5 protein-coding genes and 1 pseudogene are annotated in these 13,281 nt (G+C 68.6%); all 6 read right to left on the bottom strand.

Annotated features, from left to right (window positions below):
- Positions 1 to 33: 33 nt before the first annotated feature.
- Positions 34 to 2,490 carry a GH92 family glycosyl hydrolase gene (locus tag PCA_RS03885; protein WP_181301188.1) on the bottom strand — a complete coding sequence of 819 codons (2,457 nt, stop codon included), beginning with the start codon at positions 2,488 to 2,490 and terminating at the stop codon, positions 34 to 36.
- 38 nt (positions 2,491 to 2,528) lie between these two features.
- Complete coding sequence (locus PCA_RS03880) at positions 2,529 to 3,965, bottom strand: glycoside hydrolase family 125 protein (protein ID WP_181301317.1); 1,437 nt, start codon at positions 3,963 to 3,965, stop codon at positions 2,529 to 2,531.
- Between the two features lie 23 nt (positions 3,966 to 3,988).
- Positions 3,989 to 6,607: a glycoside hydrolase family 3 C-terminal domain-containing protein gene (locus PCA_RS03875; RefSeq protein ID WP_181301186.1), complete on the bottom strand. Its 2,619-nt coding sequence runs from the start codon at positions 6,605 to 6,607 to the stop codon at positions 3,989 to 3,991.
- A complete protein-coding gene (locus PCA_RS03870) occupies positions 6,604 to 9,270 on the bottom strand; it encodes a glycoside hydrolase family 2 protein (RefSeq protein WP_181301184.1) in 2,667 nt (888 codons plus the stop codon). Before PCA_RS03870 ends, PCA_RS03875 begins: the two co-directional genes overlap by 4 nt.
- 551 nt (positions 9,271 to 9,821) lie before the next feature.
- Positions 9,822 to 11,966: an RICIN domain-containing protein gene (locus PCA_RS03865; protein ID WP_181301182.1), complete on the bottom strand. Its 2,145-nt coding sequence runs from the start codon at positions 11,964 to 11,966 to the stop codon at positions 9,822 to 9,824.
- A 204-nt stretch (positions 11,967 to 12,170) separates the two neighbouring features.
- A pseudogene (locus PCA_RS17350) lies at positions 12,171 to 13,281 on the bottom strand (TonB-dependent receptor); the annotation flags it as partial.

Raw genomic sequence — 13,281 nt, 5'->3', positions numbered from 1 at the left:
TCGAGGCGGGCAGCGTGCTGCCCGCCTGCTCGCTCAGGCCTTGTCGCGCGGTATCGACTGCGCGGCCGGCAGGCCGTAGGACGGCGGCCGGTCTTCCGGTGCGGCGCCGAACTTCTTGTTCGGCGTGGCGCCCATCTCGAATGCCAGCGTGCCGCCGGCGGCGAGTTCCTTGTGGCTGATCCAGCTTTTCGTCCACGGCTTGCCGTTCCAGGTCACCGACTGGATATAGGCCTTGCCCGGGCCGTTGCCCTTCGTCTCGACGACGAGTTTCCTGCCTTCGCCGAGCTCCATCTCCGCGTGGTCGAACAGCGGGCTGCCGAACACGTAGTCCGCGCTCACCGGATCGACCGCGTACAGGCCCAGCGAGCTCAGCACGTACCACGCCGCCATCTGGCCGCAGTCGTCGTTGCCGGCGATGCCGTCGGGCAGCGGCGGGTACATGGTTTCCAGCAGCATGCGCACGCGCGACTGCGTCTTCCAGTGGTTGCCGGTGTAGGCATACAGATAGGCCACGTGGTGGCTGGGCTCGTTGCCGTGCGCGTACTGGCCGATCATGCCGGCGATGTCCGGCGGCGCATCGGCAGGGAGCTCGGAGCTGGTGGTGAACAGCTCGTCCAGCTTGCGCTCGAACGCCGCCACGCCGCCGAACATGCCCATGTAGCCGTACAGGTCGTGCTGGTTGAGGAAGGTGGCCTCCCACGGGTTCGACTCGGTGAAGTCGCGCCACTTTTCGAAGTGCCCCATCTCGCGCGGGTCGAACGGCTCGATCCACTTGCCCTTGCTGTCGCGCGGGCGCGTGAAGGCAAGCTTCTCGTCGAACACGTTGCGGTAGTTACGCGAACGCTCGCGCAGATGCCTGGCATCGTCCTTCGCACCCAGGCTTTCGGCCAGCTGCGCCAGCGCCCAGTCGTCGTAGGTGTATTCCAGCGTCTTGCTCACCGACTCCGGTTCCAGGTCGGCGGGGATGTAGCCGTGCTTGCGGTACAGCGGCAGGCCGCGGTAGTCGTCGTCGAAGGCGCGCTTGCGGTAGATCGGCCACGCCTTGTCGTAGTCGATGCCGGTGAAGCCCTTGGCCTTCGCCTCGGCGATCACCACGGCGGAGTGGTAGCCGATCATGCAGCCGGTCTCCACGCCCTGCAGCGGCCATACCGGCGGGCCTTCCGGGCTTTCCGCGGCCATGCGCACCAGGCCGTTGACCATGTCCGGCACGCGCGCGGGCTGGTGCAGGGTGTAGAACGGATGCAACGCGCGGTAGGTGTCCCACAGCGAGTAGGTGCTGTAGTTGTGCTGGCCTTGCGGCAGCTCGTGCACGGCCAGGTCCATGCCGCGGTAGCGGCCGTCCACGTCGTTGAACAGCGTGGGGGCGAGCATGGTGTGGTAGAGCGAACTGTAGAACGTGCGCTTCGCCGTGTCGGACGGCGTGTCGATCTGCATGCGCGAAAGCTCGTTCTCCCAGGTTTCCCCGGCGGCGTGCCGCACGCGCTCGAAGTCCCAGTCCGGCAGCTCGGATTCCAGGTTGCGCAGCGCGCCGTCGATGTCCACGCCGGAGATGCCGACCTTCACCAGCAGCGGCGCTTTCGCCGCGTCGTCCAGGTGCAGCGCGGCCTTGAGATGCGTGCCCTTGGCCTCGCCCGTGCCGCTGGGCAGCGGCTGGTTCTCGCTGTACAACGTGGCCTGCGCGAACGGCCGCGACAGCTTGAGCGCGAAGTAGATGTGGCGCCCGTTCGCCCACTGGTGCACGCGCCGACCGCCGACGAGGGTGTCCTTGCCCACCAGTTTCAGCGTGGCGTCCGACACCTTGCACGGTACCTTGGGATCGTCGTGGTAGCCGTGCGCGAGATCGACGATCAGGTGCGCCTTGCCGCCCTTCGCGAAGGTGTAGCGATGCAGGCCCGCGCGCAGCGTCGCGGTCAGCTCGGCGAGGATGTCGTGGTCGGTGAGGCGCACGCGGTAATAGCCGGGCACGCCCTGCTCGGAAGCCCTGTCGTAGCGCGAGCGGTAGCCCTTGCCCGGATGCGCCACCACGTTCGCGTCGAGATGCGGCCCGCGCGCCGCGCCGTCGAACTTGGAGTAGTAGTTGTACGTCGGCAGGCCGCGATCGCCCGCATCGAGCAGCACCTCGCCCTGCGCCGGCATCACCAGCACGTCGAGCATGTCGCTCGCGCCGGTGCCGCTGAGGTGGGTGTGCGAGAAGCCCATGATCGAACCATCCGCCTGGTGGTAGCCCGAGCAGGCGTCCCAGCCGAAGTCGTTGGTGTCGGGCGAGAGCTGCACCATGCCCCACGGCAGCGTCGCGCCGGGATAGGTATGGCCGTGGCCGCCGGTGCCGACGAACACGTCGACCCACCTCGACACGCCGTTCTTCGCCAATCCGGTCAGCGCCGCCGCGCTGCCCTGGCCGCGCGGCGCAGCCAGTGCGCTTCGCTGGGCCATGCCGCCAAGCAGGGTCAATGCCGCTGCGCCTTGCAGGAATCGTCTGCGGGTCACCATGGTCGTGGGCTCCAGTGGGGGTGTGGGGTGCGCGTTTGTCAGCGCAGCAGTTCGGGGTGGCTTGCGGCCAATCCGGCGATCAGCTCGCCGAACAGGCTGTTGGCCCAGGCGAACCAGGACCGGGTGAATTTCGCCGGATCGTCCTGATCGAAGGCCTCGTGCATGAAGCCCGTGCCGGCATGGGTGGTCTTGAGCCAGTGCAGGCACTGGCGGATCTCGCCGGCGTCGTCGGTGGTGAGCGCGCGCACCATCAGCGACATCGGCCAGATCATGCGCAGTCCCTCGTGCGGGCCGCCGATGCCTTCCGCCGCCTTGCCGCGGAAGAAGTACGGATTGCGCTGGCCCCACGCGCGATCGCGGGTGCGGCGGTAGCGCGCATCGTCGCGCGCGCAGAAGCCGAGGTACGGCAGCGCCAGCAGGCTGGGCACGTTGGCGTCGTCCATGAACAGCTGGTTGCCGTAGCCGTCCGTTTCGTAGGCCCAGAAATCCTCACCGCCCTCGTGCATCACCGCGTGCCGCTCCAGCGCGGCCTGCACCTCGGCGGCCAGCGCCTCGCAGTCGCCGGCGAACGCGGCATCGCCATGCAAGGCGCGCGACATCTCCGCCAGCTGTCGCAGCGACACCACGGCAAAGGCATTCGCCGGCACGAACAATGGATAGATGCAGGCATCGTCCGAGGGACGGAACATCGAGAAGATCATCCCCACCGGCAGCGCGGGATTGCCGTAACCGCCCAGCGGCACCGTGTCGGTAGGCACCGCCGATGCGCGCTGGAAGTGGTAGGGACCTGAACCATGTTTGCGCTGCTGCTCGCGGAATGTCGCCAGCACCAGGCGCATCGCGGCGCGCCAGTCGTCGTCGAACGGCGCGCGGTCGCCGGTGGCTTTCCAGTAGCCGTGCGCGATGCGTATCGTCCAGCACAGCGAGTCGATTTCCCACTTGCGCTCGGCCACGCCGGGTTTCATGTCGGTGAGGTCGTGCTGCGCCCAGTCCAGGTTGGTCCTGGCGCGTGGATCGGGCAGGAAGGCGTTGGCGTAGGGATCGATCGAGATGCATGCCGCCTGTCGATGGATCAGGCCGCGGTACAGCCGCCGCAAGGCTTCGTCCTTCGCCGCCAGCGGAAGATACGGCGACACCTGCGCCGAGGAGTCGCGCAGCCACATCGCGTCGATGTCGCCGGTGACGATGAAGGTATCCGGCTTGCCGCCCACCGTGCCCATGTGCACGGTGGTGTCGAGCGTGTTCGGATAGCAGTTGCCGAACAGCCACGCCAGTTCCGGGTCGCCGATGCGCGCCTGGATGCGCGCGATCTCCGTCTCCACCGCGGGGCTGCTGAACTTGCGCCTGTCCGCCGGTGGGCGCCGGCTGGCGAACGGCTTCGCCGTCGCCGCGGAAACACGTGGCGCAGCCAGCGCGAACGCGCCGGTTGCGGCAGCGCCGCCGATCAGCTTGAGCAGGTTGCGTCGGGTCATCATGGCGTGCGGAATATCTTCGTTGGTCATGGTGCCAGTGCCTCGCGGCCCTCGATGGTGAATGTGGCGGCGACACCGGCGGCATCGCCAGGCTGGCCGCCGCCGATGAAGACACGATAGCGGCCGGGCTCGACGGCGCGCGCGCCGGCCGCATCGACGCTGCTCAGCTGCCGCGGCGTCAGCGCAAACTGCACACGCGTGCGTTCTCCGGGTTCAAGATGCACTCGGCGGAAGCCGACCAGCGCATGCCGCGGCGCCAGCGGCGACGGCGGCACCTCCAGATATACCTGCACCACCTCGTCGCCCGCACGCGCGCCGGTGTTGCGCAGTTCGGCGCCGACTTCCAGGGTGGCGCCAGCCTTCAGCGTGCTGGCCGACACGCTGGGCGCGGCATAGGCGAAGCGGGTGTAGCTCAGGCCGTACCCGAACGGATACAGCGGCGTGCCGCGGAAATAGCGGTAGGTCCGCCCCTGCATCGCGTAGCTGGTGAACGGCGGCAGGTCGCGCACCGAGCGATAGAACGTCACCGGCAGGCGGCCGCCGGGATTGCTGTCGCCGGCCAGGGCCTGCGCGATCGCGGTGCCGCCGGCCTGCCCCGGATACCAGGCGACGAGGATCGCGTCGGCATGTTCCCGTGCCCAGTCCAGCGCCACCGCACTGCCCGACATCAACACCACCACCAGCGGCTTGCCGGAAGCGGCCACGCGCTCCAGCAGCGCACGCTGTGCAGGCGGCAGGCCGATGTCGGTGCGGTCGCCGCCTTCGAAACCGGGCACCTCGATCTGCAGCGCCTCGCCTTCCACGTCGGGCGACAAGCCCACGAACGCGACCACCGCGTCGGCCTGGCGCACCGCGCGCTCCGCCTCGGCCAGTTGCACCGCCGGCGGCGCCAGCCATTGCAGGCGCACGCCCTCGTCCGGGCTGGCGTGCAGCAGCTCCAGGCGGATCGCCTGCGGGCGCGCGTCGGCGAAGTGCACGCGCGCCTCAAGCTGGCTGGCATCGCCGCCCTTGCCCGCGGCTCGCGACCGCAGCTCCACGCGCTTGCCGTCCAGGAACAGGGTCGCCGCATCGTGGCTGCTGCAGTCGAAGCAGCGGTCCACGTGCACGGCCAGCACGTAGTCGCCCGGCCCCGGCGGCAGCAATTCGCCGCTCCAGCGCACGGCGTAACGCCCGGCATCCAGGCCCGGCGCGGGCGCGGCGCGATTCCAGTCGAAATCGATCACGCGATCGGTGCGCACGAGGAGCGGCTTGCCGTGGAAGTCGGCGCCCGCGTAGTACTCGCCGGTGAGTCCCGCAGCGCCATCCGGCGTGCGCAAGGCCGTCTCCGGCACCGGCACCGGTACGCCGGCGGCTACTGGCGCGCCTTGCGCGTAGCTCACGCGTTCGGCGCCGAAGCGCGCGCGCAATCCCGCCAGCGGGGTGACCGGCGCGCGTGCGGTGCCGTGGTAGTTCGCTTCCAGCGTTTCCAGCGTGTCCGCGTTCGGCCCGATCACCGCAAGCCGCAGTCCGGCGCGCAGCGGCAAGGTGTCGTGCGCGTTCTTCAGCAGCACCAGCGATTCCTGCGCGGCCTGCAACGCCAGTTGCCGGTGGGCCGGGCTGTCCACCGACCCGGGGCCGAGGTCAGCATGGGGATCGTCGCCGGGACCGCCCAGCTCGCCGAGCCGGTAGCGGACGGCGAACAGGCGTAGCAACGCCGTATCCAGTACCGGCTCGGCCACGTCGCCCGCGCGCACGGCCTTCGCCAGGCTGGCGTAGGTGTGGCCGCAATCGAGATCGGTGCCGGCACGCAAGGCGACGGCGGATGCCTGCGCATCGTCGGGCTTGTAGTGATGGAACGCGGCGATGTCGCCCACCGCGTCGCAGTCGGACACCACGTAGCCCTTGAAGCCCCAGTCCTTGCGCAGGCGCGTGTCCAGCAGCGCGGGGTTCGCGCACATCGGCACGCCGTCCAGCGCGTTGTAGGAGCACATCAGCGAACCGGCGCCGCCCTCGACCACCGCGGCACGGAATGCCGGCAGGTAGGTGTCTTCCAGGTCGTGCGGCGACACCCTGGCGTCGAAGCTGTCGCGCCCGGTTTCCGGGCCGCTGTGCGCCACGAAGTGCTTGGGCGTGGCGATGGCCAGCGGATGCCGCGCATCGTCGCCCTGGATGCCGCGCACGAAGGCCACCGCGAGGCGGCCGGCGAGGAAGGGATCCTCGCCATAGGTTTCCTGGCCACGGCCCCAGCGCGGGTCGCGGAAGATGTTGATGTTCGGCGACCAGATGCTCAGCCCCTGGTACTGCCCGTGGTCGCGGCCGGCGCCGATCGCGTTGAAGCGGGCACGCGCCTCCACCGCCACGGTGCGGCCCACGTGTTCCAGCAGCGGCGCGTCCCAGCTCGCGGCAAGGCCGATCGCCTGGGGAAACACCGTGGCGTAGCCGTCGCGGGCATGGCCGTGCAGGCCTTCGTTCCACCAGTCGTAGGCGGGCACGCCGAGACGCGGAATCGCCGACGCGTCGTTCTGCAACTGCGAGACTTTTTCCGCCAGCGTCATCTTCGCCACCAGGGCGGCAGCGCGTGCCTCGGCATCCTGTGCAGGCGCCGCGGTGGCGCCTGCCGACAGCAGCAGCGCCACCGCCGCGATGCTGGCGACCGTCTTCCTCATGGCCCGGACTCCGTGGCGCCATACAGGCTGCGCACCGTCAGCGCCTTGCGCAGCGCGGCGGCATCGGCCGCACTGGCTACCTGCAAGGTCACCGACTCGCCGGGCAGCAGATCGAACGCATTGTCGGACAGCCGCGCATCGAGGTCGCCGAAGTCCACCCACACCTCGCGCGCGAAACGCTGCGCGCTGACGGTGACACCGTGGCCATCGGCGGAAAGTTCGGCATGCAGGCCGGGGTCGGGCAGCGCCAGGTTCTTCGCGGCATCGAAGTAGGACAGATGACGGCTCAGCGGCTTGCCGTGGTCCAGCAGCTCGAACACCGCCACGGTACGGCGCGGGTCGGCGCCGTGCAGCAGTTGCGCGTCGGTGTAGTCGCCGGCGGCGGTGCTCGCCAGCGCCGCCACCTGCGCGTCCTGCGTGTGCTCCCACACCAGCTTGCCGTCCATGCCCAGCACGCGCACGCGCAGCTTGGCATCCAGCGGCGTGGTGCGATCGGAGACCAGCGACACGCGCGTGCTGCCGTCCTTGCGGATCGCCACCACGCGCAGCGGCGCGTAGAAGCGCTTCGCGTGGTATTGCAGCGCCTTCCAGCGGCCGTAGTAGTCGACGCTCGACCAGGTGACGCCGGGCCAAACGTCGTTGAGCTGCCAGTACAGCGAGCCCATGCTCTGCGGCCGTGCGGCGCGCAGGTGCTCGGCGGCGAGCTGGATGCCCTCGGCCTGCATCACCTGGCTGAGGTAGACCAGCGCGGCGAAGTCCTTGGGCTTGCCGTACTCGCGCTCCACGTACATCAGCAGGCGCTGGTTGCCCTTGCCCTTGTCGAACTTCTGGTGCGCGCGCAGCACCGGGGAATCGATGGACAGATCGGCCGGATCGAGCACGCTGTGCAGCGTCGCCAGCGCGGGGAAGGACTGCAGGCCGTACTCGGACTGGAAGCGCGGCGTGACGTCGAGGTAGGCGCTGGGCGGCAGCGCCTTGCCCGACCACACGTTCCAGTAGTGGTAGTCGCCGTTGTCCAGCACGTTGGCGGCGCCGTCGTAGTCGCTGCCGGGCGAGCTGGGCCAGTACGGCACCTCGGGCGACCGCGACGCGACCACGCCGCGCAGCGTGCGGTCGAACAGTTCGCGCATGCCCTGCTCGATGCGATCCACCTCGGCCCTGGGCTGCGTGGCCTTGAGATGCGCACCGCCGCCCCAGGTCTCCCACGCGGTCTCGACCTCGTTGTTGCCGGCCCACAGCACGATGGACGGATGGTCGCGCAGCCGGTCCACCTGCTGCACCGCCTCGACGCGCGTGTTGTCGCGGAACGCCTTGTCGTAGGGCGGAATCGCGCCGCCGAACATGAAGTCCTGCCACACCATCAGGCCCAGCCGGTCCGCTTCGGCGTAGAACGCGTCTTCCAGGTAGTAGCCGCCGCCCCACACGCGCAACATGTTCATGTTCGCGTCGCGGGCGGATTCCAGCATCGCGTCGATGCGCGCCTTGGTGACGCGGTTCGGGAAGCTGTCCATCGGGATCACGTTCGCGCCCTTGGCGAAGACGGGCACGCCGTTCACCACGAACTCGAAGCCCTTGCCCCACTGGTCCACGGGCCGGCGCAGCTCGACGCTGCGCAGGCCGGTGCTGCGCTCCGCGCTGGCCGCGACCTCGCCGTGCAGCGCGACGTCGACGTGGAAGTCGTACAGGTCCGGCGCGCCGTAACCCACCGGCCACCAGCGCTGCGGATGGGCGATCTCGAACGGCAGCGACACCTCGTTGTCGCCGGCCTTCAGCGTCACGTCGCGCACCAGCGACTGCGTGCCGCCATCCGGCGCGCGCCAGCGCAGGCGCACCTGCGCCTTGCCGGCTGCGTCGGCGGCGATCCGCAGCTGCGCCTGCAGCCGCGCGACGTCCGCGTCGACCCTGGGTTGCGCGATGTGGAAATCGGCCAGGCGCAGGGCGCTCCAGCTTTCCAGCCGCACGTCCTTCCAGATGCCCTGGGTGACGATGCGCGGACCCCAGTCCCAGCCGTACTGGTAGGCGGCCTTGCGCACGTAGTTGGCCGTCTGCACGCCCTCGGCTTCGTCGCCGAAGGCCGAATCGAACTCGCCGGGCAGCGGATACGGCTGCTTCTGCAGCCAGGGCTGCAGGCGTGCGATCGGGGAATGCAGCGTGACCTCCAGCGTGTTCGCGCCGGCGTGCAGCCACGCCTTTGCCGGCACCCGCCAGCGGCGGAACATGTTGTCGGCGGAGAGCAGCTTGTGGCCGTTGAGCGCGACGTCCGCAAAGGTGTCCAGCCCGTCGAACACCAGGTCGACGTGCTGGCGCGCCAGCGTGGCGGTATCCACGTCGAACTGCATGCGGTACTGCCAGTCGGCCAGGCCCACCCACTGGATCTTCGCCTCGTCGTCGCGCCAGTACGGATCGGGCACCAGCTTCGCCGCCAGCACGTCCGTCTGCACCGTGCCGGGCACGCTCGCGGGCAGCCATTGCGCGGCGCGCGGATACGCAGCGGCGTGCTTGTCGCCGGGCACCAGGCGCACCTGCCAGCCGGCATCCAGCGTCTGCACGCCCGGCGTTGCGGCCCGGCCCGCGCCGGGCAGCAGCAGCGCGAAGACACAAAGAGCGACCGCCGCCAGCCCGGCTCCGCGCCGGCCCGCGGCCACGCGCGTCACCGCGCTCATGCCGCCCCGCCCAGGTGCGCTGCGCAGCTCCGTCCGGTGTCCCGCTTCGTGGCTGGTCATCATCCATCCCCTCCCGTTTCCGTTGTCCGGTGGCGGCCAACCTTGCCCGCCGCGCGCCGAAATCCCGCACCAGCTGTCCGGGCTGCGAGCCCGACCGATGCAGCGTCCATTTAGATCGATCCATCCGCACGCTAACATCCGGGATGCCTCGAAGCATGCCGCACTGCAAAAAATGCTGCGCTCAGCCGGGCAAAGATGACCGCTCCAGCTTCAACCGATCCAAAGCAGCATCAGGCATGCTTCACGGGAGCCGCGATCACGGCTTGCCCGGTATCTGGATGCTGGCATCCCGCATGTGGACTTCCGGTACAGCAACGCGCGACGGGGCGGCCACGCCACCGATCCGGCGAATGCGGGCAACGCTGCGGAGGCGGCGCTTCATCGGCCGTGGACGGCTGCCTTCCGAGCCGGCCAACAGCCATGGAAACCGCCCGACGAAACACATCCGGACCGGCCCCATGGGGCCGGCCCGGACGGGGTGGCGCGATGCTTCAGTAGGTGGGTGTGAGCGTCGCGATCTGGGCGGAATCGGTGAACGACGGTGCGGCCAGTCGCCATCCGCTGCCGACCACCACCTCGAGCACGAGGCCGCTGTTGCGGTTGACGATCTTGTAGCGCTTCACTCCCTGGAGCGACGTGTTGGTCGCTGCGGCGATGACCGCGGTCGTGGACGTCGGCGAGAGCGTGGCCGGCGTGTCGTTCGCCACCGGCAGGAGATACCACTGGTCGCTACCGCCCGGCGAGCCCGCGCCGCCGTTCGCCGAGGCGACGAAACCGCCCTGGATCGGATCCACGTGGATGGGCGCTCCCACCGCGCGCCGGGCCGCCACCGTGGAACCGGAGGCGTCGAGGTAATTGCCGTTCCAGACATTCTTGATGCGATAGAACCCTCCGGCGACCCCGCTGTTGTAATCGTCCGCCACCGGCTCCAGGTACCAGCGGTTCGCGCCCGAGGAATTGTTGGCGCCGCTCGCCGAGATGGTGATCCCGCCGGCGGAGATCATGTAGGTGCCCGTGGTGGTCAGCGGATTCCCGTTGGCGTCGTAGTAGGTCGCGGCGGCGGAGTAGTTCGTCTGTCCGGAACCCGGCGCGGCCGTCGTCAGGTCCCAGAATTTCCCGGGGTTGTCCGAAATGAGCCGGAAGGAGTAGCCGGTTACGTTCTGGTTCGTCAGGCTTCCCACATCGAGCGTCGTGAGGTAGCTCCCCGTGCTCGCCGTCGATGGCAGCGCGCCCACGATGCCGACGCCGATCGGATTGCCGAGATCGGCCTCTTCATAGACATTCCGGTCGTAGCCGACGAAGCGGTAGCTGCCGGAATACGTGTTGTAGCTGATGGCGCTTTCCTGGATCCTGTTCTGCGGGGTGATGTACAGGCGGTTCGTCGTGGCGTCCCTGAAGACGGGGTAGCCGATACCAGGTGTGTTCGTGACGGTGCGGCCGGTGCTGTCGGTCTGCGTGAACTGGATCTTCCCGCTCGCCACGGCCACCGTGAACGTGCTGTTGGTCGCCGGGTCCTGGTAGCTCACCGACGGCACCGAGCTGCCGGAAGCGTTCGCGATCGTGCCCGTGGAGACGTTCGCCGTGTAGGCATTTCCGCTGGCGTCGTTGAACGCGAATGCCCCGTTCGAAGGCACCCACTTCGCCTGGATGTTCAGGCTCGAGCCGTCCGCACCCGTGCCGGCCAGGGAGAACGAATCGGTGGATGGGACGAAGGAGGCGACCAGCCCCAGCGGGTCGTCCACATTCCCGTCGAGGCCGCCAATGCCGGGCTGCGTCCAGGTGTGGTTGTAGTACTTGTTCCAGCTGCCCCTGGCCATCTTGCCGCTGATCGGCGCACGCGCGATGGCCGCCCAGCTCACGAAGGTCGAATAATTCGGCTTGACCTTGATCGAGTTGTTGTAGACGACGTAGAAATATCCGGTGCTGTTGTCGACGAACAGCCGGCAGCCCGCGACGCCGTACGACCACAAGCCGTCCGGAAAGGCGGTGTTGTCCGCCGCGTCGTTGTGCTGGTAGGGCGAGGTGATGATCTCGTCGATCACCGACCAGCTCGCGCCCTTGTCGGTCGATTCCACGGCGAGAATGCGGTTGCTGTGGATGCCCGAGCTGACCCGCTGCGTGACGGTCTGCGTCGTGTTGAACGGATTGAAGTCGTACTCGTCGTTGGCGATGCCGTACCAGGTGCCGTCCGACGGGTCCACCCACATGCCCACCAAGTCGCAATGGTCGTCGCCGTAGGGCGATGCGACGGGATTGTTCGCGCGGGAAGAGAGGTTGTTGCAGAGGGTTCCGGACGTCCCGTAGAACGCATCCGCCTGCGTCAGGGTCGTCGTGCCGTAGTTCCCCGTGAGCGCTCCGAAGTCGGAGTTCTGGAACGCGCGCTCCCACGCCGTGCCGTCGTCGGTGGCGTTGTAGCTGGTGAACGCCGTCGTCCAGTGGAACGTCCCGTCGAGATCGACAAACGCCGAGCCGACGATGTCTCCGGTCAGGTTGCCGTTGAGGGTATTCGTGGAATTCGCCGTGTAGGTCGGATAGCTCCGGGTCTGCGCCATCGCATGGCCGCCGGCGAACAGGCAAAGCGCGGCGATTGAACCGCAAGCCACGACGCCACGCCTGCCCGCTGTCTTTTTCGACATGGTCACTCTCCTCTGCAAGTGGACGCGCCGCCCGGCTGCGTCGCCGGTTGGCACGAGGGTTCACGCCGGGGCGCATGCCCTCCGGGCCCGCCCGACGGTTCGCAATCCGGCCACCCGTTTGCGGCTCGACCGGAACGCTCCGCCGGGGCCTCCGCCATCTGCGCAGAAGCCCCGGAAAGCAGCTGTCGCGAAGCCGACAGCCGCCTACAGGAACTTCTGGCTGTAGGTCACGAAGAAGTAGCGGTCCGGCACGCCGTAATTGACGTTGAAGCTGGCACCGCCCGAAGTGACGGAGAACGGCGGCCGCTTGTTGAAAACGTTGTTCACGCCGAACGTCAGGCGGGCATCCCACGGCGTCTTCCAGTACACGCTGAGGTCGTGATAGGTCGAGGCGCCCAGGCGGTTCGCGCTGCCGCCCTGCATGAACGGCAGGAACTTCGTGCCGGCGGCGTTCTGCGCCGGGCCCAGGTCGTTGCACAGCGAGACGATGGCCGTGCCGACGAGGGTGCACTGCTCACGCAGGCTGGAGAAGTAGCGGATATTCCACGTCGCGCCCCACGAACCGAGTTCCCAATCCGTCTGCAGGTTCGAACGCAGGCGCCAGTACGGGCCGCCACCGCTGCTGCCGGCCATGGTGCCGGCGTAGTTCTGGTTCGGGATGGGCGTGTTCGGCGAGGAGTTGTCGATCAGGTACGCGTTGGTCCACTTGAAGCGGAAGCTGCCCCAGGGCGTGTCCTGCAGGCGATAGCTCAGCGTGACGTCGAGGCCCTTGTCGCGATTGCCGTTGATGGCATTGATCGGGCTGTTCTGGAAATAGGCGAGGTAGCCGCCCGCCCCGCGGGTGAACCAGCTCGACGGACACGACGAGTTCACCCCGTAATTGTTCAGGCAGTTCTGCATCATCTGCAGGGTGCTGAAGGTCGTGATCTGCTTGCGGAACGTGATGCTCCACCAGTCGGCGGTGATGTCCAGCCCGGGCACGTACGACGGACTGTAGACAACGCCCCAGGTCAGGTACTTGTCCTGTTCCGGCTGGAGCAATGCGTTGCCGCCGGTGACGATGGTCGTCTGCGGCGCCAGCGCGGTGTTGTAACCGCCGGCAGGCACGCCGTGCGCCTGGCACGTCTGCTGCTGCGCCGGCGTCAGCTGCCCGTAGCGGTTTGAGATGACCGTGCCGCTGCCGTTGGTCGTGAACGAGCACGGATCCAGCGGCACGCCGCTCGCGTCCGACACCACGCCGTAGCCCACTTGCGGGTAGGCGATCGAGGAGGCCAGCGAGTAATGGAATGCCGTGCTGTATCCGGCGCGCAGGGCC

It is taken from the genome of Rhodanobacter sp. PCA2, assembly GCF_013620825.1.
GTDB lineage: Bacteria > Pseudomonadota > Gammaproteobacteria > Xanthomonadales > Rhodanobacteraceae > Rhodanobacter_A.
This window is presented reverse-complemented; position numbering and strand designations above follow the sequence as displayed.

Bases quoted from the DNA above. Each gene is read 5' to 3' on its own strand.
- PCA_RS03885 (WP_181301188.1), bottom strand. From the start codon at position 2,490: ATGGTGACCCGCAGACGATTCCTGCAAGGCGCAGCGGCATTGACCCTG.
- PCA_RS03870 (WP_181301184.1), bottom strand. From the start codon at position 9,270: ATGAGCGCGGTGACGCGCGTGGCCGCGGGCCGGCGCGGAGCCGGGCTG.
- PCA_RS03880 (WP_181301317.1), bottom strand. From the start codon at position 3,965: ATGATGACCCGACGCAACCTGCTCAAGCTGATCGGCGGCGCTGCCGCA.
- PCA_RS03875 (WP_181301186.1), bottom strand. From the start codon at position 6,607: ATGAGGAAGACGGTCGCCAGCATCGCGGCGGTGGCGCTGCTGCTGTCG.
- PCA_RS03865 (WP_181301182.1), bottom strand. From the start codon at position 11,966: ATGTCGAAAAAGACAGCGGGCAGGCGTGGCGTCGTGGCTTGCGGTTCA.